This window comes from Psychromonas aquatilis, assembly GCF_038155185.1.
Classification (GTDB): Bacteria; Pseudomonadota; Gammaproteobacteria; order Enterobacterales; family Psychromonadaceae; genus Psychromonas; species Psychromonas aquatilis.
On sequence record NZ_JBAKAZ010000005.1, the window covers coordinates 53,180 to 78,110 of the forward strand.

22 protein-coding genes are annotated in these 24,931 nt (G+C 38.0%); 8 read left to right on the forward strand and 14 right to left on the reverse strand.

From position 1 onward, the window contains the following. Positions 1–232 precede the first annotated feature (232 nt). Entirely contained in the window at positions 233–3,088 is a 2,856-nt protein-coding gene (gene glnE / locus V6256_RS02160; RefSeq protein ID WP_341596350.1) for a bifunctional [glutamate--ammonia ligase]-adenylyl-L-tyrosine phosphorylase/[glutamate--ammonia-ligase] adenylyltransferase, read from the forward strand. Positions 3,089–3,138: 50 nt separating this feature from the next. On the opposite strand, the gene lpxL is transcribed toward glnE, so the two are convergent. The 3 genes from lpxL to V6256_RS02175 all read right to left on the reverse strand — a co-directional run bounded on the left by lpxL (position 3,139) and on the right by V6256_RS02175 (position 6,125). Further along, entirely contained in the window at positions 3,139–4,059 is a 921-nt protein-coding gene (gene lpxL, locus V6256_RS02165) for an LpxL/LpxP family Kdo(2)-lipid IV(A) lauroyl/palmitoleoyl acyltransferase (RefSeq protein WP_341596351.1), read from the reverse strand. Positions 4,060–4,341: 282 nt separating this feature from the next. Then, positions 4,342–5,742, reverse strand: a complete 1,401-nt coding sequence (dnaB, locus tag V6256_RS02170) for a replicative DNA helicase (protein ID WP_341596352.1) — start codon at positions 5,740–5,742, stop codon at positions 4,342–4,344. A 26-nt stretch (positions 5,743–5,768) separates the two neighbouring features. Continuing rightward, entirely contained in the window at positions 5,769–6,125 is a 357-nt protein-coding gene (locus V6256_RS02175; RefSeq protein ID WP_341596353.1) for a diacylglycerol kinase, read from the reverse strand. Between the two features lie 178 nt (positions 6,126–6,303). Here V6256_RS02175 and plsB point away from each other — a divergent pair, with 178 nt between their 5' ends. From plsB to recQ, 6 genes are all read left to right on the forward strand, one after another. Further along, the gene (gene plsB / locus V6256_RS02180; RefSeq protein WP_341596354.1) at positions 6,304–8,625 is read left to right on the forward strand and encodes a glycerol-3-phosphate 1-O-acyltransferase PlsB; all 2,322 of its coding nucleotides are present in this window, start codon (positions 6,304–6,306) and stop codon (positions 8,623–8,625) included. Between the two features lie 2 nt (positions 8,626–8,627). After that, positions 8,628–9,023, forward strand: a complete 396-nt coding sequence (locus tag V6256_RS02185) for a rhodanese-like domain-containing protein (protein ID WP_341596355.1) — start codon at positions 8,628–8,630, stop codon at positions 9,021–9,023. After that, complete coding sequence (locus tag V6256_RS02190) at positions 9,016–9,633, forward strand: YigZ family protein (protein ID WP_341596356.1); 618 nt, start codon at positions 9,016–9,018, stop codon at positions 9,631–9,633. The genes V6256_RS02185 and V6256_RS02190 overlap by 8 nt, the downstream gene beginning before the upstream one ends. Before the next feature lie 30 nt (positions 9,634–9,663). Continuing rightward, positions 9,664–11,121, forward strand: coding sequence for a TrkH family potassium uptake protein (locus V6256_RS02195; RefSeq protein ID WP_341596357.1), 1,458 nt, complete (start codon positions 9,664–9,666; stop codon positions 11,119–11,121). Positions 11,122–11,124: 3 nt separating this feature from the next. Beyond that, on the forward strand, positions 11,125–11,670 hold the full coding sequence (hemG, locus tag V6256_RS02200; RefSeq protein ID WP_341596358.1) for a menaquinone-dependent protoporphyrinogen IX dehydrogenase: 546 nt from the start codon (positions 11,125–11,127) through the stop codon (positions 11,668–11,670). A 75-nt stretch (positions 11,671–11,745) separates the two neighbouring features. Continuing rightward, positions 11,746–13,560, forward strand: coding sequence for a DNA helicase RecQ (recQ, locus tag V6256_RS02205; RefSeq protein ID WP_341596359.1), 1,815 nt, complete (start codon positions 11,746–11,748; stop codon positions 13,558–13,560). A gap of 4 nt (positions 13,561–13,564) precedes the next feature. On the opposite strand, the gene V6256_RS02210 is transcribed toward recQ, so the two are convergent. The 11 genes from V6256_RS02210 to V6256_RS02260 all read right to left on the reverse strand — a co-directional run bounded on the left by V6256_RS02210 (position 13,565) and on the right by V6256_RS02260 (position 24,093). Beyond that, positions 13,565–14,533 carry a metal-dependent hydrolase gene (locus V6256_RS02210; protein WP_341596360.1) on the reverse strand — a complete coding sequence of 323 codons (969 nt, stop codon included), beginning with the start codon at positions 14,531–14,533 and terminating at the stop codon, positions 13,565–13,567. Positions 14,534–14,625: 92 nt separating this feature from the next. Then, the gene (locus V6256_RS02215; RefSeq protein WP_341596361.1) at positions 14,626–14,979 is read right to left on the reverse strand and encodes a hypothetical protein; all 354 of its coding nucleotides are present in this window, start codon (positions 14,977–14,979) and stop codon (positions 14,626–14,628) included. A 429-nt stretch (positions 14,980–15,408) separates the two neighbouring features. Then, positions 15,409–15,843, reverse strand: coding sequence for an META domain-containing protein (locus tag V6256_RS02220; RefSeq protein ID WP_341596362.1), 435 nt, complete (start codon positions 15,841–15,843; stop codon positions 15,409–15,411). Between the two features lie 228 nt (positions 15,844–16,071). After that, a complete protein-coding gene (locus tag V6256_RS02225) occupies positions 16,072–18,195 on the reverse strand; it encodes a RelA/SpoT family protein (protein ID WP_341596410.1) in 2,124 nt (707 codons plus the stop codon). A gap of 93 nt (positions 18,196–18,288) precedes the next feature. Beyond that, positions 18,289–19,134 (reverse strand): deoxyribonuclease IV, encoded by an 846-nt coding sequence (nfo, locus tag V6256_RS02230; protein WP_341596363.1) that lies wholly within the window; start codon positions 19,132–19,134, stop codon positions 18,289–18,291. Between the two features lie 78 nt (positions 19,135–19,212). Next, complete coding sequence (locus tag V6256_RS02235; RefSeq protein WP_341596364.1) at positions 19,213–19,476, reverse strand: hypothetical protein; 264 nt, start codon at positions 19,474–19,476, stop codon at positions 19,213–19,215. Positions 19,477–19,583: 107 nt separating this feature from the next. Further along, positions 19,584–20,708, reverse strand: coding sequence for an anhydro-N-acetylmuramic acid kinase (locus V6256_RS02240; RefSeq protein ID WP_341596365.1), 1,125 nt, complete (start codon positions 20,706–20,708; stop codon positions 19,584–19,586). A gap of 13 nt (positions 20,709–20,721) precedes the next feature. After that, a complete protein-coding gene (gene hemN, locus V6256_RS02245) occupies positions 20,722–22,089 on the reverse strand; it encodes an oxygen-independent coproporphyrinogen III oxidase (protein ID WP_341596366.1) in 1,368 nt (455 codons plus the stop codon). Positions 22,090–22,192: 103 nt separating this feature from the next. Next, positions 22,193–22,672: a DUF2489 domain-containing protein gene (locus V6256_RS02250; RefSeq protein WP_341596367.1), complete on the reverse strand. Its 480-nt coding sequence runs from the start codon at positions 22,670–22,672 to the stop codon at positions 22,193–22,195. A 21-nt stretch (positions 22,673–22,693) separates the two neighbouring features. Beyond that, positions 22,694–23,272: a Der GTPase-activating protein YihI gene (gene yihI, locus V6256_RS02255; RefSeq protein ID WP_341596368.1), complete on the reverse strand. Its 579-nt coding sequence runs from the start codon at positions 23,270–23,272 to the stop codon at positions 22,694–22,696. A gap of 218 nt (positions 23,273–23,490) precedes the next feature. Next, positions 23,491–24,093, reverse strand: a complete 603-nt coding sequence (locus V6256_RS02260) for a c-type cytochrome (protein ID WP_341596369.1) — start codon at positions 24,091–24,093, stop codon at positions 23,491–23,493. Between the two features lie 116 nt (positions 24,094–24,209). Between V6256_RS02260 and yihA the strand changes: the two genes are divergently transcribed. Continuing rightward, the gene (gene yihA, locus V6256_RS02265) at positions 24,210–24,884 is read left to right on the forward strand and encodes a ribosome biogenesis GTP-binding protein YihA/YsxC (protein WP_424141041.1); all 675 of its coding nucleotides are present in this window, start codon (positions 24,210–24,212) and stop codon (positions 24,882–24,884) included. The last annotated feature ends 47 nt before the right edge of the window (positions 24,885–24,931 follow it).

Here is a 24,931-nt window from a genome sequence, read left to right on the forward strand (position 1 = left end):
GTCAATGAGTTTTTGTCATGCTTATATAAAAGAAATGCACATTATATAAACGATTTTGTCGTGATTGGTGGTTTGAGAATTTACTCAATATGCGCTTCGCGCTATTAAATAACAACTATAGTGACAATAATGAGGCCTTTTAACCACTTTTCAATGTTAAAGGTGAAAAAGTACTGATTAGATGTATAACTCCTGCTAAATTAATTGCTTATTTCTTGATTGAGAGTGGTTTATGTCTTTAATGTCAGAAGTTGCCCAAAAATATATGGAGCAACTAAAGGAACGTTGCGATTTATCTTTTTTAACTGATCAGCAAAGATCAGAGTTAATAAATGTTTTTGGGCTGAGTGACTTTATTGCTGATTCTTTAATTAAACAGCCAGCCTTACTTCCAACTTTATTCGATAGCGGTTTATTAGATACTGCTGAACGCCAAGCTTCGCTTACCTTAGAGCTACAAAATATACTGGCAAGTGTTGATAGCGAAGCCAACCTTCATCAAGCGTTACGTTTATTCAGACGTAAGCATATGGTGGTGATTGCATGGCGAGAATTATTAAATAAAAGTACATTAGCAGAAAGCCTTGAGCATACGTCATTATTAGCAGACCAACTTATTTATCAATCATTACAATGGCTGCATAATTTACAATGTAAAGAACAAGGAACACCACTCGCTGACTCGGGTAAAGAACAGACTATGTATGTTTTTGCGATGGGTAAACTAGGCGGTCAAGAACTTAACTTTTCCTCTGATATTGACCTGATCTTTGCTTATCCTGAACGAGGACAAACACAAGGCGGACGTCGAGTGATTGAAAATAGCGCCTTTTTTACTAAATTAGGGCAGCGTTTGATTGCAGCATTACATCAAATTACGGTGGATGGTTTTGTATATCGTGTTGATATGCGCTTACGTCCTTTTGGGGATTCTGGTCCGCTTGTCAGTACTTTTAATTCCATCGAAGATTATTACCAAACCCATGGCCGTGAATGGGAGCGCTATGCCATGGTAAAAGCACGTGTTATCGGTGCTGAAGGAGAATATAAAGAAGAGCTAGAGAGTATGTTAAGGCCGTTTGTATTTAGGCGTTACATTGACTTTAGTGCGATTGAGTCTCTACGAAAAATGAAAGCGATGATCAGTGCTGAAGTACGACGTAAAGGATTAAAAGATAACATTAAGCTAGGTATGGGCGGGATACGTGAAATTGAATTTGTTGCCCAAGCTTTTCAATTGATTCATGGTGGACGTAATGCCCAATTACAATGTAAAAGTTTACAGGAAACATTACATGTATTGGCTGATCTTGAAATATTACCAAAAGAGAGAATAGATTGCTTATTGCATTCCTATCAATTTTTGCGCGCGGTAGAAAATATCTTGCAACAGATTGGCGATCAGCAAACACAAACATTACCTGATAATGAGTTAGATAAATTACGTTTAATAAAAGTAATGAAGTTTGACGACTGGGAGGGCTTTTATAGTCGCTTAAATCAGGTCATGGAAAATGTACATGATGAATTTAATTGGGTGGTTGGAGAAACTGAAGAACAGCAACATGAACCCGATAAAGAGTTTATTGAAATTTGGGAGTTGGATTTAAGCAGTGAATACATTGAGCCTTTATTAACTGAAAGTATTAACTGTGAAGAAGTCAGTGAACAAGAGATTGCTAGCTTCGCGACTTCTATTGTTTCGCTGAAAGCGGAAATGAAAAGACGCCCGATTGGCCCGAGAGGGCAAGATACTGTGGATAAGTTATTACCACGATTGATTTCATTAATTTGTTCCTATCCAAAACCGGCACAACTATTTGAGCGTATTCATCACCTTATATTAAATATTATGCGTCGAACCGCTTATTTAGAGTTACTTAATGAAAATGAAGGGGCATTAAAGCAACTATTAAAACTCTGTGCTGCGAGCCCAAGGGTATCTTCTCAATTAGCTAATTATCCAATGTTATTAGATGAATTATTAGACCCTCAAAAGCTTTATAATCCGACTAAACTGGGTGAGTACCAAAGCGAGCTGCAACAATTTATGCTGCGTATTCCTGAAGAGGATATGGAGCAACAGATGGAAGCCTTGCGTCAGTTTAAACAAATGCAATTGTTACATATAGCAACAGCGGATATTGCCAAAGGCATTAAGCTACCACAAGTAAGCGATCATTTAACCTGTTTAAGTGAAGCTATTTTCAATTATGTGGTGCAAATTGCATGGAATCAAGTCACTGAAAAATTTGGGACTCCTAGTAATGTCGTTGGCACGGATAGAAAAGGTTTTGCAGTTATTGCTTATGGGAAAATGGGGGGCTTCGAATTAGGCTATGGGTCTGATCTTGATGTTGTTTTTCTACATGAAACTAATATAAAAGGCATGACAGATGGTCGTCGTAGTATCGATAATCAATTATTTTATTTCCGCTTAGCACAACGCATTATTCACTTATTCATCTCTCGCACAACTTCTGGGATTTTATATGAGATTGATATGCGCTTACGTCCTTCAGGTGATTCAGGCCCGTTAGTTGCTGGGTTAGCTGGATTTAATCGTTACTTAAAAGAAGATGCTTGGACATGGGAGCATCAGGCGCTAGTGAGGTCTCGACCGGTATTTATTGATAGCTGTATGAGAGAAGAGTTTGATAATATTCGTCGTGGGATTTTAAGTCAGCAACGCGATCTGCTCACATTAAAAACGGATGTCTCGAAAATGCGAGATAAAATGAGAGCGCATTTAAATCGTGCTAAAGCCGATCAGTTCGACCTTAAACAATCACCGGGAGGTATGGTTGATATTGAATTTATTGCCCAATACTTAGTGTTAGCTCATTCTCATCAGTTCCCTGAATTGTTAACTCAATGGCCTGATAATCTACGTATTTTTTCTGCATGTCAGGAAGCTGGTTTATTAACAGAAAAAGAAACGAATGCGTTGATTGATGCTTATTGCCATATTCGAGATATGGCACATCGTTTGACGTTAAGCAAAGAGCATCGGATTATTTCCAATGCCGGATGTGAAGAAGATAGAAAAACCGTGATTGCGATATGGGATAAACTATTTACTTTGTAATAAAAAGCGAAAGCAGTGTATCTACACTGCTTTCAACTACTATCGCCTGATTAGTAAAGAGAAGGTTCCCCTTCAGGACGTGTTTTGAAACGTCTATGTAACCACATATATTGCACATCACACTCTTTGATCATTTGCTCTATTTGTTGATTAATACGCGTCGTATCCTCAATGACATCTTCACCAGGAAAGTCAGTTAATGGTTCGTAAAACACTAATTCATAACCTTCAGCCTTGGGCAGCCTCTTTAAAAAGACTGGAATGACTGTGGTATTTTTAATACGCGCTAATGTACTGGTACCTGAGACAGTATTAGCTTGCTCTACATTAAAGAATGGTGCAAAAACATTACTGTTGTGTTTTCCGTAGTCATGATCTGGTGCATACCATAGTGTTTGGCCTTTTTTTAATGCGCGTAACATGCTTTTCAAATCTTTACGATCTAACATCGCTTTGTTATGACGCATACGGCCTCGGTAGAACCAATAATCTAAAACTTCATTACTGTTTTTTCTATAAACGGCATGACTTGGTGAGTGTAAGCCAGCAACACAACCAAACATCTCTAAAGTAAGAAAATGTGCACCTAAAAAGATAACACCTTTATCTTCTCGTAATGCTTTATCTAAATGCTCTGCACCACGTACTCTTGATAAGCCACGAATACGCCAGTTAGGCCAAAACCATGCCATGCCTATCTCAAATAAGGCAATACCAGTATTTTCAAAATTGGTTTTCACTTTTTGATCGACTTCTTCAGCTGTTAACTCAGGAAAGCACAGCTCTAGGTTACGACGTGCAGTGTGGAAACGTTTATTAGCAAAAGGAATAGCTATACGGCCTAATCCTCTACCTATGATTAAGATAGTTGAATAAGGGAGTAGTGACGATAAAAACAAGCAAAAAATACCTAGCCAAGCTAGCCAGTATTTTGGGTGAGCAAAACGCCACTGTAATTTGTATTCTTCCATAACTATTCTCTATTAGATTGTGAAAAAATGATTGTTACCCACGCTCTTAGATGTGATGAGCAAGCTATTAATGATGCTTATAAGGCAGTGTACAACATTTTTATATTCTTGAATGCCACTGCGATTATAACTGATATAAAGCACAGTGGTTAGGCGGAACTCAGCATTTACCGATCAAATAAATGCCCTTAAATGTTCGCTTATTAAATGGACAACAGACTGTTTTAAAAGACTTTTGTTATCACTCGCCACAGTTTTCATGCTGTGGTTTATTAAAACCGTTTATTCTTCACCGTGATAGGCTGTGCCAGTGTAATCATCAAAGCGCGAATAGCGGCCTTGGAAGGTTAAGCGTACTTTACCAATCGGTCCGTTACGTTGTTTACCAATGATAATTTCTGCAATCCCTTTATGCTCACTATCTTCGTGGTATACCTCATCACGATAGATAAACATAATTAAATCGGCATCTTGCTCAATCGCACCTGATTCACGTAAATCTGAGTTAATTGGTCGTTTATCTGCTCGCTGCTCTAGGCCACGGTTAAGCTGTGAAAGTGCAATGACAGGACAACGTAACTCTTTTGCTAAGGCTTTTAATGAGCGAGATATTTCAGATATTTCTAGGGTACGGTTTTCACTTAAAGAAGGTACACGCATTAATTGTAAGTAATCGACCATGATCATACTGACACCACCATGATCTCGTGCAATACGGCGAGCGCGTGAACGTAGCTCAGTAGGGGTTAAGCCGGAGCTATCATCAATAAACATTTTACCGCGATCTAATAAAATAGACATGGTAGATGATAAAGAAGCCCAGTCATTTTCATCTAAAGCACCAGTACGGATTTTACCTTGGTCGATGCGCCCTAGTGAGGCCAACATACGGTTCATGATTTGATCTGCAGGCATCTCTAAAGAGAAAATAATAGTCGGTTTATCTGCATTTAACGCAGCATGCTCTGCTAGGTTCATTGCAAAAGTTGTTTTACCCATCGAAGGACGCGCGGCAACAATGATTAAGTCACCCGGTTGAAAGCCCGTGGTCATTTGGTCTAAATCATTATAACCAGAGGATAAACCTGTAATACCATCGCGCGGGTTTTTACAAAGGTCATCAATTTTAGCGACAGTCTCTTTAAGAATATCTTTAATTGCTTGCGGACCTTCATTTTGGTTACTTCGCGCTTCTGCAATTTGGAATACTTTTGTTTCTGCAAAATCTAACAGTTCACTACTGTCACGGCCTTCAGTGTCGTAACCTGCTTCCGCGATATCATTAGCTACACCGATCAACTCCCGGACAATGGCACGTTCACGAACAATGTCCGCATAGTTATTAATATTCGCGGCACTAGGCGTATTTTGTAATAACTCTGCAAGGTAAGCGATACCGCCGATACCTTCTAATTCTTGTGTATCTTCTAGCTTTTCAGAAAGTGTGACAATATCAACAGGTACATCATTACTACTTAACTTTTCAATGGTAGAAAAAATAAGGCGATGAGCTCGTGTATAAAAATCACGATCCACAACACGTTCTGAAACATCAGACCAAGTATCGTTATCTAATAATAAACCACCAATAACAGCTTGCTCGGCTTCAAATGAATGCGGCACAGTTTTAATCGGGGAGTTGGTAACATTTTTTTGTTTAGTAAAAGTTGGCTTATCTGCCATATTAAAATCCTAATCAATGAAATAGGTTAAAGAAACAGGATTTCTATCCAGATATATACAGTTAATAGCAAACCAATTAATACGGCTGCAGAGCCCATATCTTTGGCTCGGCCTGCAAGCTCATGATGCTCACTGCCAATTCTATCAACAACGGCTTCAATCGCGGAATTAATCACTTCTAATATCAAGAGAAGCACAATTGGTGTGATTAAGATAATGCGCTCTATTTGGGTGACATCCAACATAAAGGCCAGTGGGATAAATATAACAGCTAATAAGACCTCTTGGCGAAAAGCAGCTTCATGTTTAAATGCACTTCGAAGCCCTTTTAATGAATAACCAAAAGCTAAAAATATTCGCTTTATCCCAGTATTTTTTTGCATTGGCAGGCAATCTCATGTGTATATAGTATATGAACGGCACTTTAGCAAATACTGATCCCTAGGTCATCTTTTTGCTGAGTAATTTATACGTCTTTATCACATGGATTACTATATTTAGGCCTGTTTAATAGCTGTGTTAAACTCATCCAATAATGAATCGTCATCACAAGGAAATAGAGTGCTAATAAAAGGATTTTGGCTACCACGTTTGTTAAATCGTTATTGGGTAAAAAGTGTGGTTGTACCACAACACCCAGTACGCGAACTTGCGTTAGACTTAACTCGGCCAATCATTTATATCGTGGACCAAAATAGCGCGAGCGATTTATTAGCCTTACAACAAGCTTGTTTAAAAAGAGGGTTGCCAGATCCTTATTTACCTATTCAGGTACAAGGGCAATCTTTAGCTGCGGTTGTGTACCTACATGATCGATATTTCCTTAACAAAAAACCGCTTAAACAAGTGAAAGCCAATTATCTTGCTCAATATCAGCAAATTGTAACGCTGCATTTGCACTATCCTGAACTTGATATGCAATTAGTCCCTGTAACCTCTCTTTGGGGAAGAAACCCTGGAAAAAATAAATTACATCAGCAATTTAACCAGCAAAGTAATGTGAGTTTTTTACAAAAATCATGGTCTATTTTAAGTGCCGGTCAAGATCATTTGTTGCGTTTTAACCCACCTATTTCAGTTAGAAGGTTAACCAAGAAGGGCAGTAACTCTAGCGCTCAAGCCTATAAACTGGCTCGTGTTGCTTTGCATTATTTCCGTGCGCAGCACCGCTCAAGTTGTGGGCCACAAATTCCAGCCCGTAAAAAATTGATAAAAGACGTATTGTCTAGCCAGCTGATGCAACAGGTCATTGAAGAAGAGTGCCAAAAAAGTAGTAAGACAGAACAACAAGTCCGTGAACAATGTGAGGCCTATCTACGAGAAATTAGTAGCAATTTTTCTTATCGGTTTATACGTGTTTTTCGTACCATTCTTGGGCGAGTTTGGAATGGTATTTATCAAGGTATAGAAGTGAATAACGCGCAAGCTGTTCGCGATGCAACGCAAAGTGGGGCGGAGATTATTTATATGCCTTGCCATCGTAGTCATATGGACTATTTGCTTTTATCTTATCTATTATACTCACAAGGTCTAACACCACCGCATGTCGCAGCCGGAGTGAACCTTAACTTTTTTCCTGCTGGAGGCATCTTTAGGCGTTCTGGGGCTTTCTTTTTGCGTCGTACTTTTAAAGACAGTCCGCTTTACGGTAGTGTATTTAAAGCTTATTTCGCTTATTTGTTCAAAAAAGGCTACCCAATCGAGTTTTTTACAGAAGGCGGACGTAGTAGAACAGGGCGATTATTACCTGCGAAGACAGGATTGTTATCGATGACATTACAGACATTTTTAGATCAACCAGATAGAAATGTCGTTATCATTCCTGTGTATATAGGTTATGACCATATCATGGAAGTGAGTACTTACGTTAAAGAGCTATCAGGACAGAAAAAACAACAAGAAAATGCATGGCAAATACTAGGGATTTTTAAGAAACTACAAAATTTTGGGCGTGCCTTTGTCAATTTTGGGAAGCCAATTGAATTACAGAAATATATGGATCAGCAACAGCCAGTTTGGCGTGATAACGTGCTTAATGAACAGCAAGTAACTGAGCAAGTGAATCATTTAGCAGCCCTTGCTATGCAGGGAATAAACCAAGCTACCGCTGTTAATGCTTTACCGTTATGTGCCGCGATATTGTTAGCTAATAAAGAGCATCAAGTGGATAAATTAAGTCTGCTTACACTATTAGAACTGCATAAAAATATATTGGCGAGTCACACTAATAAACCATTGTTCACCTATCCAACCGAGTCAGCAGAAGGTATTTATCAACAAGCGCTGTCGATGAATAAATTTTCAGAAAACAACCATGTTGTTTGTTGTGACCAGCAACAAAGTACTCATTTGACCTATTATCGAAACACCATAGTGCACGTCTTTGCGTTTGAATCGATGCTTAGTTTTGGGTTACTGAAACTTAGCTTACAAGCTACTGAGGTCAATAGTTCACAGTTAGTGGCTTTACTGCAGCAGTTATTCCCTTTTGTTGAAAAAGAGTACTTTCTCGCACCTACTACCGAGACAATGAAAGAGAGAATAAATAATCTTCTAGTGCAATTTCAAGCGCAGGGGTTATTGCGTTTAGAAAATGGTAAAATACAGTTGCTTAATAAAGCTTATCTATTGATTTTGAGTGAGCACCTAAAAGAAACTCGGTTACGCTATTATTGTATTCTTAGTTTATTAATCGATGATTTTGAACAAAGCGATCAAGATTTGATGGCCAAAGTGCAAAGCAAATTAGATGGGCAATCAATAGAGCCGTTCGATGAAAAAGTGATCAAGGTATTTATCCACAATTTACATCGAAAAAAATTAAGTTTTCCACAAGCAAAGCGATTATTGAATGACTTATCAATGAAAATAGAGAAGGAATAACAATGTTATTAGATGGTAAAGGTTTAGTTGAACAGCTTCGCCCACAAGTGACAGAGGTAACCTGTGAAACCGTTGCTCAATTAATTAGTGAGCAGTCCCCAATATTATTTATTGATATTAGAGAGCCGCAGGAAACTAAATTAGGTACTGCAATCGGTAGCGAAACAGTACCTCGTGGGGTATTAGAAATGAAGTTAGCTAATTTACCGCGTTATCAAGCATTACTAAAAAAATCAGTTGCCGCTGAAGAGTTACCTATTTATCTCCTTTGTCGTTCTGGCGCGCGTAGTGTTTTAGCCGCAGCATCGCTACAAAGTATGGGCTATAAAAATGTCTATTCAGTGGCTGGTGGATATCTCGATTGGCAAACAAAAGGATTGAGTACACAAGGTGGATAAACCCTATTTTATTTTAAAAGAAGCTGTTTTTTTTCAAGAAGAGATCAAAAAAAGTCGCTTCTTAACATTCATTAGTCCAGCTGACAGTAAACAAGCGGCGATGGCATACTTAGCTGAAATAAAAGCATTGCATAAAGATGCGCGTCATCATTGCTGGGCTTATATCGGTGGCAGCCCTAAAGATAGTGTTAACATGGGGTGTAGTGACGACGGAGAACCTAAGGGCACTGCTGGAAAACCTATGTTAGCAGTATTACAAGGAACTAATGTAGGTGAAATGGTTGCTGTGGTTGTGCGTTATTCTGGTGGTATTAAACTCGGTACCGGTGGGTTAGTGAGGGCTTATAGCAATGGCTTGCAAACGTTATGCCCTACTATGCCTACAACAGAAAAGCGTTTTTTTAAAAAATTTCAGATACAATGCAGTTATTCGCAGATGGCGACAATAGAACAATTACTGAGTACCTGTGCGGGAAAAGTGATTAACATTGACTACCAACAGGAAGTGGTGGCAATCATCGAAGTCGATAGAGAGCAAGTTGCTCTGTTTAAAGAAAAACTACAATCATTGATGCAGGGACAAGTCATTGCAAATAACATTACAGAATAACAAGGCAACACAGATGAGTTGGACTAACTGATGGAGTTACGCTCGATTATCAGGATTGTTGCAATGCTCATTGGTTTATTTAGTTTAACCATGTTGCCGCCTGTTTTTATTGCTTTAATCTACCAAGATGGCGGTGGTAATGACTTTTTAGCTGCTTTCTTTGTGACTTTGTTGATCGGTTTTTTCTCTTGGTATCCCAACCGTCACCATAAACGTGAACTAAAATCGCGCGAAGGTTTTCTGATTGTGGTGCTATTTTGGACGACACTAGGTAGTGTGGGTGCGATCCCTTTTTTAATGAGTACCAGTGTTGATATGAATCTGGCTACTGCCTTCTTTGAGTCATTTTCAGGTTTGACGACAACAGGTGCGACGACCATCACCGCCTTAGATGACCTGCCTAAATCAATTTTATTTTATCGACAAATGCTACAATGGTTTGGTGGTATGGGGATCATTGTATTAGCCGTGGCAGTTTTACCTATGTTAGGAATAGGTGGGATGCAGTTATACCGTGCAGAAACTCCTGGGCCGGTAAAAGATTCTAAAATGACGCCGCGTATTGCCGAAACAGCAAAGGCCTTATGGTACGTTTATTTATGTTTAACCATTGCCTGTATGTTAGCTTTTTGGTTGGCAGGAATGAATTTATTTGATGCGCTAGGGCATAGCTTTTCTACTGTATCGATAGGGGGCTTCTCCACTTATGATGCAAGTATGGGGCATTTTGAAAGTGAAGCGATTAATATCATTACCGTGGTCTTTTTGATTATTTCAGGTATTAATTACGCATTACACTTTACTGCTTTTTCAGCGAAACAATTCAGTCTAGCGGTATACAGCAAAGACCCTGAAGTGCGTGCTTTTCTTTTCATTCAGGTCGCATTAACCACGATCTGTTTTGCGCTGTTAATGGGACATGATATTTATAGCACCATCGAGGCGACTTTCTCTCATGCGCTATTCCAAGCTGTGTCTATTTCTACGACTGCAGGTTTCACTACAACCTCATTTGCTGATTGGCCTTTATTACTGCCTGTTTTATTGATTTTCTCTAGCTTTATTGGTGGTTGTGCGGGTTCAACGGGTGGTGGCTTAAAAGTTATTCGAGTTTTATTATTAAACTTGCAAGGTCAACGAGAATTAAAACGTTTAGTGCACCCTAAAGCCGTATATAAAATTAAACTCGGTGAAAAAGCTTTGCCTGACCGGGTTGTCGAGGCAGTATGGGGGTTCTTCTCTACTTATGCCTTAGTGTTTATTATCTGTATGTTAGCATTGCTAATGACCGGAATGGATCAGATAAGTGCCTTTTCATCTGTTGTGGCCATGTTAAATAACTTGGGGCCTGGTCTAGGCGAAGTAGCTTTACACTTTAATGACGTCAGTGATGCATCAAAATGGATCATGGTTATAGCTATGTTATTTGGGCGTTTAGAGGTCTTTACTTTATTGGTGTTATTTACACCCGTATTCTGGAAAAATTAAATTATGTCTGAACAAACTTTAATACTTTATTCATCAGTTGATGGGCAAACCATCAAAATTATCGACCGTATAAAACAATCTATTGTAGGCGACGTAACCGTGCTTAATATTGATGAGCAGCCTGAGGTTGATTTTAACTCGTACCAAAAAGTCTTAGTGGGTGCATCAATCCGTTATGGCAACTTTAGGCCTAATATGTTGAAGTTTGTGAATCAGCATAAAGCACAATTAGAGAGTGTGGCGAACGCCTTCTTTGTGGTTTGTTTGACCGCTCGTAAGCCAGAAAAAGCCTTACCTGAAAATAATACTTATATGAAAAAATTTGAGCAATTATCTTCATGGCAGCCACAATTAAAAGCTGTTTTTGCAGGTGCTTTATTATATTCACGCTATAATTGGTGGCAAACATTGCTTATTCAATTAATTATGAAAATGACTGGCGGCAGTACAGATAAAACAAAAGATATAGAATTAACTGACTGGCAAAAAGTGGAAAGCTTTAGCCTACAGTTTGCAGCGCTATCAGCACCTGCGCATGACAAAAATTAAGCTGAAATAAAAAGGCCACTACTTTACAATACCTGACCGTTTATTCGCTTAGCATCATCAATAGGTTATTATATTTTGAATCAGAGTCCCACTACCACTGCACATAAAGTTCTATTTGATGTGTTTGGTTACAAACAATTTCGTGGTGGCCAAGAGAAAATCATTAATGAATTAATTAATGGTAGTGATGCTTTGGTAGTGATGCCAACAGGGGGCGGGAAAAGCTTATGTTTCCAAATTCCTGCTTTAGTGAGGGAGGGGATTTGTATTGTTATTTCTCCACTTATCTCACTGATGAAAGATCAGGTGGACACCTTACAAGCTTGTGGTGTTTCCGCTGCTTATCTTAACTCCAGTCTGTCCTATCAAGAACAAAACGATATTATTAACTCGCTACACCGTGGTCAGTTAAAACTCCTGTATGTAGCTCCTGAACGTCTGTTGCGTCCAGATTTCATTGCACGACTACAGCATCTGCCAATTAATTTATTTGCAGTGGATGAAGCACATTGTATCTCATCTTGGGGACATGACTTTAGACCTGAATATGCGCAATTAGGGCATCTTAAAAGCTACTTTCCAAATACCCCTTTAGTTGCGTTAACTGCGACAGCGGATCACGCTACACAACAAGATATTTTGCAGCGTTTAAACTTGCAGAATCCTTTAATCGAAATCCGTAGCTTTGATCGCCCTAACATTGAATATCTACTCATTGAAAAGTATCGCCCTTTAGCACAGCTTTTTAATTATTTAGACCAACATAAAGATGAAAGTGGCATTATTTATTGTACTAGCCGTAAGCGCACAGAAGAGATTGCGGGTAAGTTAGCTGCAAAAGGCTTAAATGCTCATTGTTATCATGCTGGCTTGCCTTTAGAGGAGCGCCAGAATGTACAGGATCTGTTCATTAAAGATGAAATAGATATTGTTGTCGCAACCGTTGCCTTTGGCATGGGGATAGATAAACCTAATGTACGCTTTGTTGTGCATTATGAAATCCCTAAAAATATAGAATCTTATTATCAAGAAACCGGACGTGCTGGACGAGATGGCTTACCTGCACAAGCAATGTTATTTTATGATCCTGCGGATCCAGCTCGGATCCGCAGCTTGTTAGAAAAAAATCCAAACCAAGAACAGTTACGTATCGATTTACATAAACTCAATACCATGGTGGCTTTTGCAGAGGCACAAACCTGTCGACGTAGAGTGGTACTCAATTACTTTGGGGAATACAGCCCAGAAGCTTGTGGGAACTGTGATATTTGCTTAGATCCACCACAAAGTTATGACGCGACAGTTGATGCGCAAAAAATACTTTCTTGTGTTTACCGGACTGGACAATGCTTTGGCATAACGCATGTTGTTGAGGTGCTACGTGGCGCTCATACAGCACGAGTTAAAAGCTTGGGGCACGATCAATTATCAACCTTTGCGATTGGTAAAGATAAATCAACAGAACACTGGTTTAGTATCGCTAGACAACTTATCCACTGTGGTTTGTTAATGCAAAACCTAACGCGTGGTTCGGCCTTACAATTGACTGAAGCAGCTAGAACGGTATTAAAATCAGAAAATAGCTTAATGCTTGCTGTACCAAGATTAAAACTAGTTAAAACAACAGCAAAACAAAAACGTCAAAGTGTCATTGCTAATGCAGACAGCAAACTATTTGCCAAATTACGTCATTTACGAAAACAAATTGCAGATAATGCCAACTTACCACCTTACGTTATTTTCAGTGATGTTTCACTTTCAGAAATGAGCGAGTTAATGCCAACAAATGATTCGCAATTCTTATCAATAACGGGTGTAGGCCATATTAAACTAGATAAATATGGCGAAGAGTTCTTATCTGAAATTAGGCAGTATGTAGATACCTTATAAATCGTTACGATTTGAATAATGCGATTATATTCTCAAGATTAACTTCTGGCTCAGGCATCTTTTCAGAGGGAATCGCTCGCCATTTACCTTGATCTTCACCCTTAGCAATCCGAAAGGTGAAGGGATAGTAATCCTTTAAGCCAATCCGTAAGTCTGTTGCAATTAATTGATTCTCTTGCTTACGAAAGGCAAGCATGCCACGACTAAACCATTCTAAACGTTGCAGCTCTTGCGAGTTAAAGCCGTTCAAAAGATCACGCCCTGTTGTATGTACTTTCCATGATAACGGTTGCTTATCGAATACATTGGTTACTGCTTCATAGTAGATATCGTCATGGTAACTAATGACTCGCCATAAATAAGTATTTAATGGCGTTGCTGAAATAAATACATTACTTTGTTTAGTGATAGGGTCCTGCATGACGCGTTGATGTATATGCCAAAACTGCCATTGCCCTAGTGCTAAATATAAACAGCTGATCATTAACATAACTCGATTTACTTTTTGCCATTTTTTCGAACGATAGTTAAACCATATACCTATTACTGCGATCAATAACGGTAAGGTAAAAATTGGGTCAATAACAAACACACTCGACCAAGCGATGGGTGGGGAGCTTATTGGCCATAACAGCTGGGTGCCATAGGAAGTGAATGAGTCTAATAAAGGATGAGTGATTAAAGGTAAAAATATGACTAAAAATAATGCCTTTTTATGCACATTTAGGTTGGGTTTTATTAATAAGACTAGCCCATATAAAAATAAACTCAGTGCGGCGAGTACGAATAAAGAGTGGCTAAAACCGCGGTGAAAAGTAAAATTATCAATCGCGGTTGTATAACTGAGAAAAACATCTAAATCCGGCAATGTGCCTAATAAGGCACCACCAATAATTGCTTTTCGGCCAAATGGTTTAATACCGACAAGGCCAGCAACACTCGCACCTAAAACAATCTGAGTTAATGAATCCATAACACTACTTACATTGGAATTAAAAAAATAGTGTAAAGGATTAATAATAGATCACCAACTAAATAACAATAAAGTCAGTGTCATACACTTTGCTATTGAAACTGCTCCAAACGTTTTAAAATGGCGCTAAATACACTTGGAGGAATATTCTTTTCAATTTTTTCAATTGAGTTATGTTTGAACATTTCACTCAAAAGAGCGCAGATGTAAGTCAGTGGCGCATGCGCAAATAATTTTGGATTATCGATATAATCATGGCCTATATGATCCATCCAGTGTGTATTATCTTGTTGAACCATAAACTTTTCTTGCATAATCGTGCTTTGCAGTTTGGCTAATAGTTCGTGGTAATCGCACTTTTCAGTATTAAAATCTTCTCCATAGGAGCTGATTAAATTAATGGTTGGCTGTTTGGGCAAACGTGATATTTGATGAATATTTGTCATATTTAACTTTCCCCTTAATGATAGATTAAAGTCGAATCGTTACTTATATTGTATTCTTGTGACTATCGTTGATTACCTTCTAATACCCTATTAAAAATGGCGTTTCATCGACAAAGTTGATTATAAAACAAACAACTTCGTTAGTTCGTGATGTAGATATGAAATTACTATTTTCATTCATTACTTTATTTTTATGCAACTAATTATCAATTACTTACCTAATTTGTTCTGGTATTACCAGTGCATATTATTAAAAGCAATAAAAAAACTAAGAAGTGAGTTTTAGTGGAGTTAGTATATGAAAATAAATAGTTATAGCGGGGGAGGCAGTAAAAATTCCTGCTAATTAACAGTTAAAAATAAAAAGGAAGGAGATTAGTCATACCCGGTTTGTATCATAGAATAAAAACCGGGAGAGGCGTAATCGAGTTACTCTTCTACTGAGTCGACTAACTTATAAGTTAACGAATGTTTATTGTTACCAATAATTAGTGTGTCGTCATCTATTAAAACATCAGACCAACCACTTAATACTTGGCTAACATCCATTTCTACGTCATTTTGTAATGATTCACACATTTTACGTGTGTTACCCATTTTACCGATGCGTAGTTGGTTGCCCTGTACTTCAGCTTCACCAAAAAAGTTATTACAACCTAAATTACCAGAGCTTTTGTTCTCTTCATCGATAGTCAATGAACTGTTAATAACAGTCGCTACTTGAATATTATCAACATGCGTTAATTTCCAATCATGTTGTAATTCTGCCATATCAATTTTTTGTGGTTCAATCGGAACTTCATTAGTACAAGCGCCTAGTATTATGCTGCTTAACATTAACACCATAACTTTAGTGGTTTTCATAGGTTGTGATCCATTAATTCTTAGTTATTTCATTTATTAAAGACTGATTACTCAAAGAGTTAAAAGCAAAAATAGGGGATTTAGTATTGCTTTTGGTATTAGTCTTTATTTTCTTTAAAAAGTTGCAATAAATATGGTTAATTTAACAATTAATTCTAACCGTTAAATTAACCACAGAAGTATACAGGAAGCGTTAATGAAATAGAGATACTTTTCTAAATAAAAAGCTTATTTTGTACTCCCTCTTTTTACTGATTTAATACCCGCTAACTTTTTAATTTGTCGCATAATGCGCGATAAATGAATACGATTAATGACGGTTAATGTGACACTAATAGAGTAGATCTGATTAGTGACAGCTGTGGTTTGTAAATCCAGTACATTGGCATTACTTTTAGCAATGACATTAAACATTTTTGCTAGACCAGCTTTATGGTTCGCCATTTGAATAACCAAATCACTTGAGTATTCATATTGATTCATAAAGTTCATATCCCATTCAACAGCGATATACTTATCTGGCTCATTCTCATGACCTATAACATTATGACAATTCTTGGTATGGACAACGATACCTTTACCTGAACTTGCATGCGCGACTATTTGATCCCCTGGCAAAGGTTTACAGCAATTAGCGTATGACAACATCATGTCTTCAGTACCTTTAATAGCACTTTCACGAAGATGTAATTTATGGCTTGATTCGGTTAGTTCATCGGCATTACCGCGTAAACGTCTTGCAATAACCTTACTTAACAGCTTGCCACTACCAATTTCATGCAGTAGGTGATCAAAACCATTTAAATGGTGATCAGAAATAACTTGATCAATATTTTCTTGTGGAATATCACTTAAATTAGTTGAGTTTAATGCTTGTTTTAATAGACGTCTACCCATTGGAATAGTCGTCGATTCTGGTAATTGTTTCAGGTAGTTACGTATACTGTTTCGCGCTCTATAGGTCGCTGCAAAGTTTAACCATACAGGGCTTGGGTTAGGGTTTTTAGAGGTAATAATTTCAATAGTTTGCCCGCTTTCTAGCTTTTGGCTTAACAATGAAAATTCATTATCTACTTTTGCGCCAACACAGTGATGGCCAATTTTAGTATGTACTGCATAGGCAAAGTCAACGGCAGTTGCTAAAGCCGGTAATACAATAATTTTACCTTGTGGGGTTAATACATGAATATCATTATTACCTAACTCTTGCTTAATGTTTTCTAATAAAACCAGTGAGCTAGTGCTATTTTCTTCATGCTCAGTTAGCCCTTGGAACCAGTTACGAGTTTGTAATTGTGCGGCAAGGTTGGAGCTTTCATGGCCTTCTTTATAATTCCAATGTGCAGCGATACCATGCTTAGCAACAATATCCATATCTTCAGTGCGAATTTGTATTTCAATATTCACACCTTCATGGGTGATTAGCGTTGTGTGTAGAGATTGATAACTGTTACTTTTTGGTAGTGCAATATAATCTTCAAAATACTCAAGTTTAGGCTGATATAAATGATGAATTTGGCCTAATACTCGATAACAAGTATCTAGATCTTTCACTACGATTCTAAAGGCATAAACATCCATTACATCATGGAATTGACAGCCTTTTTTACGCATTTTTTTGTACAGGCTATAAAGATGTTTTTCACGACCTATAACATTAGCTTCAATGGACATCGAGCTTAATTGTTCTGAAATTTCATCACAGATACTAGCAATAAAATCTTTGCGATTACCGCGAGCTTTACTAATTGCTTCTTTAAGCACATGGTAACGTGCTGAATTTTGGGCTTTGAATGCTAATTCTTCTAGTTCATTTTTAAGGTAATGAAGACCGAGACGATTGGCGATAGGGGTAAATATTTCAAATGTTTCTTGTGCGATACGCTGTCGTTTATCTAAGCGTAATGAGTCGAGAGTACGCATGTTGTGTACTCGGTCCGCCAATTTAATTAACATCACGCGAAAATCTTTCGACATAGCAATCAGCATTTTACGAATGTTTTCAGCTTGAGCTTGTTCGCGATTCTCAAAGTTAAATTTGTCTAGTTTAGTTACACCTTCAACTAATTCAGCAACGCTCGGGTTGAAAGCTTCTGCTAATTCTTCGTGAGTGGTGTCAGTATCTTCTAAGACATCATGCATTAGCGCAGCAGAGATCGCTTCATAATCTAGCTTCATACTCGCTAGAATTTCAGCAACAGCTACTGGGTGAGTAATATAAGGTTCCCCACTTGCTCTTTTCACGCCATCATGTGCCGCGTATGCATAATGATATGCGCGTTCAACAAAAGCGCATTGCTCTTCTGTCATATAGGCTTGAATAGATGCTTTTAATGCTTGAAACATGAATATTACTTTCCTTATTTTTACAATACTTTAATAGCATAATCGCTGTTTAATAAGTTTCAAAGTATTTATTTGGTATTGTTGAAAAAATAACCTTTATTAGTTTTCAGCCCATTGTTTTAATTGCTTGATTTCTTCGGGCCACAACTGTTCATCAGTGGTCTCTAAAATTAACGGAATATCGTTAAAACGTGGATCTTTCATTATAAACTCAAAACAATCCCAGCCAATTTCTCCAGCACCTAAGGGCGCATGGCGATCCACTCTAGAGCCAAATTTCACCTTACTGTCATTGATATGCATTGCACGTAAATATTCAAAACCCACAATATCTGAATAAGCTTGAAAAGTAGCTTCGGTCGCTTCTGGAGTACGCAAATCATAACCGGCGACAAAGGTGTGGCAAGTATCAAGGCAAACACCGACACGTTGTTTATCATCAACTTGCTCAATGATCCTCGCAAGGTGCTCAAATCTATAACCTAAATTAGTGCCTTGCCCTGCGGTATTCTCAATAACAGCGGTCACTGATTGCGTTTGTTGCAACGATAAATTAATAGATTCAGCAATACGTTTTAAACAATCTGCTTCGCTTATCTTCTTGAGGTGGCTGCCCGGATGAAAATTTAATAACGTTAAACCTAATTGTTCACAACGTTGCATTTCATCTAGAAAGGCTGCTCTGGATTTTTGTAATGCCTCAGGCTCAGGGTGGCCAAGATTAATTAAATAAGAGTCATGAGGTAAAATATTAGCGCTTTGTATTTTATAACGTATGCACGCAGCTTTAAATTTACGAATGGTATTTTCATCAAGCGGCTTTGCTTCCCAACGACGTTGGTTCTTGGTGAACAAAGCAAACGCATCAGCACCGATATCGTGAGCATTTTTAGGGGCGTTAAACACACCTCCCGAGGCACTAACGTGTGCACCAATATATTTCATTTATTATAAAACCTTAATTTTGAGCGGATAATCAGTATATATAAAGTTAATTACTTAAGTAATATGCAATGCGTAATATTATTGCTCATCTTCAATTAGTGCTTCTTCATCTACTGGAATATCGGAAGATTCTGTTACTAGGTCTGTTGCTTCTTGAAGGACAGGAGGCTTTAAGGTTTGGTGGAAGTTGTCTAATGGCTCAATATAAGTATTTTTTAATAGGCCATGTGTACCGTTATTGTGAGGAACAGAGTCAAGCGTTTCAGGCTCAGTGGCTTGCACTAAGGTTATAGAAACGAAGGCTAATATCAACATGAATGGAATACGCATTAAACAAGTCATAGAAAATGCTCATTAATTGACCGTTTATAAAGCATAAAGAAAGTTGCCTTTTTTAACAAGTATTAGCCCTTATTTTATTGACCATCAGTATTAATCAGCAGGTTTGTTTACGGTAAATAAACACAGCCTAAAATAGCATCTCGGGTAGCGCCCGTAACGGCTTTAAGTGGGACTTTTTGAGCTAAAATTCTTTGCTCTGCTAACCAAGCAAAGGCAACCGCTTCAACATACATAGGGTCAATATTCAGCGATTCGGTAGTCGTAACGTTATGGTCAGGCATTAACGATTGTAAGCTACTCATTAACAGTGGGTTTAATGCTCCTCCGCCACAAACATAAATATCGCAATCTTGACTCTGCTGCTTTATTTGGTCGGCAATACTGATTGCTGTAAAAGCTAATAAGGTACGCTGAACGTCAGCTTCAGTTAATTGAAAGTGACTTAACTGTTGATTGAGCCAAGTAAGGTTAAATTTTTCGCGGCCAGTACTTTTAGGTGCAGATAATGAGAAGTAAGGGTCTGAAAGTAAATGAGATAAGAGCTCTGGTACAATTTCACCCGTGCTCGCAAACCAAGCTCCTTCATCAAAGCTTTTTTGATGATGCAAGTTGACCCAAGCATCCATTAACATATTACCTGGGCCGGTGTCATAACCGAAAGCATGCTCTGTACCATTTAAAATACTGATATTAGCAATACCACCGATGTTAAGAATAATGCGTTGTGTATTTTCTTGGGCAAATAAAGCTTGATGAAAAGCAGGTACTAACGGCGCACCTTGACCACCATAAGCCATATCCATTCGGCGGAAATCTGCGACACACGCAATCTGTGTGTTAGCCGCAATTAGATTCGCATCGCCAATTTGTTGGGTAAAAGCGTATTGTGTATCCGGTGAATGATAAATAGTTTGGCCGTGACTACCAATCGCCGTCACCTCATTCGCCTTGATTTGTTCACTGTTTAATAAACTATTAACCGCTTCAGCACAGGCTAAAGCAAATTGGTGGTCTACTTCCCCTAGCGTCTGTAATGTCACTTGTTTTTCATTACAGATGGTTAATAGGGCTTCTCGTAACGGGCTAGCTAAGCTGACGGCAATCCCAGCTTTTTGTATAAAACCACCATCTTCACTTCGTTGACACAGTGCCACATCGATAGCATCTAAACTGGTACCGGACATCAAGCCAATATAATAACTCGGTTGTGCTGAAGATGATTGTGATGGCAAAGTAATGGTCCTTTTAGATAACGCGAGAAAATTGTTGTTGGCGTGCTTTATTACGTAGATAAACATCAAAGCACATACAAATATTACGGATCAATAACTGACCGGTTGCTGAAACTTGTATCATATCATCATTAACACTGACCAGTTGATCGTCAATAAATGTTTGTAATAATTGCATATCTTCAGCGAAGTAAGCATCAAAGTCGATATTAAATTGTTGCTCAATATGTTGTTTATTGAGTTTGAAATTACAAATTAATTGTTTAATTACTTCACGTCGAATTAAATCATCTTCATTTAGAGCAACACCACGCCATTGGCCATATCCTAATGTTTCAACTTGATGATAATATTCACTGAGTTTTTTCTGGTTTTGAGAATAGCAGTGTCCGATTTGGCTAATCGCTGAAACGCCCATCCCTAACAAGTCAGCATCTTGTTGAGTCGTATAACCTTGGAAATTACGGTGTAATACGCCATTTTTTTGTGCAATAGCCAGTTCATCATCAGGTTTAGCAAAATGATCCATGCCAATAAATTGATAACCTGATTCAGTTAAAAAAGCGATTGTGTGCTGTAGCATCGCCAGTTTTTCCGCAGGTTTAGGCATGTCATCTTCATTAATTTTACGTTGCGCAGCAAATAAACTGGGCATGTGTGCATAATTAAAAATCGATAAACGTGCAGAATTTAAGGCTAATACCTTCTGTAAAGTGAAAGCAAAGCTGTCTTTTGTTTGTAAGGGTAAACCGTAGATCATATCTAGGTTGGTAGATTGAAAGCCTTGCTCTTTAGCACGTGTTAGTAATTGCTCAATAAAGACTTCATCCTGTTCTCGATTCACCGCTTTTTGTACATCTTTATTAAAATCTTGAACGCCTAAACTCAGGCGATTAAATCCTACCTTAGCGAGGTGATCTATGGTGCTTAACTCTATTTCACGCGGATCAACTTCAATACTTAATTCTGCCTGTGTTGAAAAATCAAAATGAGTACGTAACAAATCCATTAAACGGCTAATTTGCGCAGGCAATAAAAAGGTTGGTGTGCCGCCTCCCCAATGTAATTGGCTGACTTGTCTATTTTTAAAATAGGGAGCTTGGTGAATAATCTCTTTTTCTAAATAATCTAAATACTTATCGGCTTTTTCTTGATGGCGAGTGATGATTTTATTGCAACCACAGAAATAACAAAGCTTGTGACAAAAAGGGATGTGAATATAAAGCGATAAAGGGCGGTTCGGGTAGGTCTTAGTTGCTGCCACTAAATCGTTTTGTTTAAAGTCTTCGGAAAACTCTAGTGCAGTAGGGTATGAGGTGTAGCGTGGGCCACTATAATTATACTTTTCAATTAATGCTTGATCCCAAATCAACTGCTGCATTTTATACTCTCTCTTATATGACGATATTAATAAACCATAATAGCATTGAGACTATTATGGTTTATTGAGCTAAATCAGCCATTTAATCAGTATTGTGCAGTGTTTAGAGGGTGAAATTTGCTAATACAGCGCTTTCTTTTAAAATTTCATCTTCCATTTCGGCTTCAAACACTTCTCGCTTCATATCCATTATTTTAATTTCTTTAACAGGATGTGTTTTACGCTCTTCATGGGTTGGCATATCTTTTACTTTTTCAAACATCGCATGCAAAGCAGGATAAGCAGTGGCCATATCGATCGGCTTTTCCAGTTGCAGTGTTTCTAACAGCACGGTTAATCGAATAGCCGCTTCTGAAACATTACATTGCTTTTGCGCCGTTGCTTGTGCAATAAAGCGAATACTCTCAATAATATTATTATTTCGCTCTTCAATTTTTTGTTTTTTAAACGCTTCTTGCTCTTTTTCAGCTGCTGCTACCTGTGCTTTATGTGCGTTTATTTTGTTAAGTAACATACCCACATAAAAAGCTAAGAACAGAATAATAACTACAGCAACAATCGCTAAAATCATTTGTGTATTCATATTATTTCAACCTATTTAACTTTATTTATACTCATCTAATGCCGAGCTTGCATCTTCAAACTGCTGCAATAAATCTTCTTCGCCTTCATCATCAATCCAGCCTAGGGTTGTCATCAACTCTTGATGACGTGCCATTTGCTTATCAAGCCACACTTGATCATCTTTTGATAACGTCTCACCAGCATCTTCCTGCTCTAATAGATCATTTAAACGATCATTATTTTCCAGTTCAGCTAGCTCTTTCTCTGGTGAAAGTTTAACAGGTGCTTTTGCTTTTGGTGGCTCAACTTTTGTTTTAACCACTTGCACTTTAGGCTGCATAACCACTTTAGGTTTAGCTGCTTCTAGCTTTTTATCTTCAACCACTAAAGCAATAGGCTTTTTACTACCAATACGTTTGTCATTATTTGCTTTGCGTTGATTCTTTTGTGCTGTTTGTTTTGACTCGATGGTATTACGGTTACCAGCTTTGTTACCTTTCAATTTATCTTTACGTTTTTTATCTCGTGCTGCTTGCGCTTGAGATGACGTTTCTTTTCTATTTCCATCGAATTTTGGCTCTGAATTACCACCAGAACGACTTTTTTTAATACGAGACATGTTTTAGTTACCTTATATGTCAATTATTACGTATTTAAACAACATGATTAATACGTATAACTGCAGTGTATTGACACTTTAAATTGGGGATATTAATGATGCGCAGAATAACAGGTTTATATGCCTATTAGCAATCGAGGATCCATGTGTTTCAATGGGGAGAGGCAAGATAGGTTCATCTAATAAATGAGTGCTTCTTGCTAATAGTAGCTAAGTGATTAATACAGCGTTGAAATATACTCAGAGAGTTGTTCAATTTCAGAGTCAGTTAACTGATCTGATAAGTCAGATGCTAACGCCTTGGGTAAATGGTTACGACGGCCGCCACGAAAACTTATCAGCTGAGATGCTAAATAAGCACCATGCTGACCAGCGATTTTAGGTGCTCCTGCCAATGCTAGACCATTTCCTTGAGGGCCATGACAACGTCCACATCCTATGATCTGCCGCTGTTGATCGCCATCTATATATAAGTCGTGGGAGATTGTACTTTTTATGATAGTGGCATTTTTCTGTTTCATGGTTTGCGAAGCATAATAGGCGGTAATATCTTGCATATCTTGTTCAGAAAGACGACTGGCCATAGCAGACATGATCAAATTGGCGCGCGTACCACTCTTAAACGCTTGTAATTGTTTAAGCAGGTAAGCTGCATCTTGTCCTGCAAGTTTGGGGTATAGGTTGGAAGTACTATTGCCATCCACACCATGGCAAGTTGAGCATAGCTTGGATTTGGCTTTTCCTACACTGATATTACCCTGTGCATAAGCAATATTTAAGGAGCTTAATAGCGCGATCAATATGACCAAGAGTTTATTCATAATGACCCGATTTAATTCTAAAGTTTGTTATTTTAAGCGTGCTATAATGCCCATTAATAAGCATGTGTAGTTTACACAACTCTTTTAAAAAAGTAATAATATTGCGATTCAAACATATGAGGCATATCGTGGAATACCCAAAAATACATTTTCAAAAAGCGCACTTTTTAATTAGTGCACCAGATATTCGCCATCTAGATAAACACTTGCCAGTGGAAACGGGTATCGAAGTCGCATTCGCAGGGCGATCTAACGCGGGTAAATCAAGTGCCTTAAATCGCTTAACGCGTCAAAATAGCTTAGCACGTACCAGTAAAACACCAGGTCGAACACAGCTTATTAACGTCTTTGAAGTGGAAGAAGGCAAACGATTAATCGATTTACCTGGATACGGATTTGCTAAAGTACCGCTAGAAATGAAGCTTAAATGGCAAAAGTCATTAGGTGAATATCTACAAGAGCGTGAATCGCTTAAAGGACTCGTAGTATTAATGGATATTCGTCATCCATTTAAAGAGCTAGATCAGCAATTAATTTTTTGGGCAATTGATGCCGGTATTCCAGTATTAGCCTTATTAACTAAAGCCGATAAACTGAAGCAAGGCGCACGTAAAGCGACACTATTAAAAATGCGCGCTGAAGCGAAAAACTTTGAAGGTGATGTACAAGTTGAATTGTTCTCATCATTAAAAGGATTAGGCGTGGATGTATTAGAGCGTAAAATTGCTCAGTGGTATGGCGAGCATGATGCAATACAATTAGAAGACGAAGCACCAGAAGTTAGCGAGTAGTCTCTTTTAAACGCTGTTGTTGCTTGGTTAATAACAGCGTTTGTTGT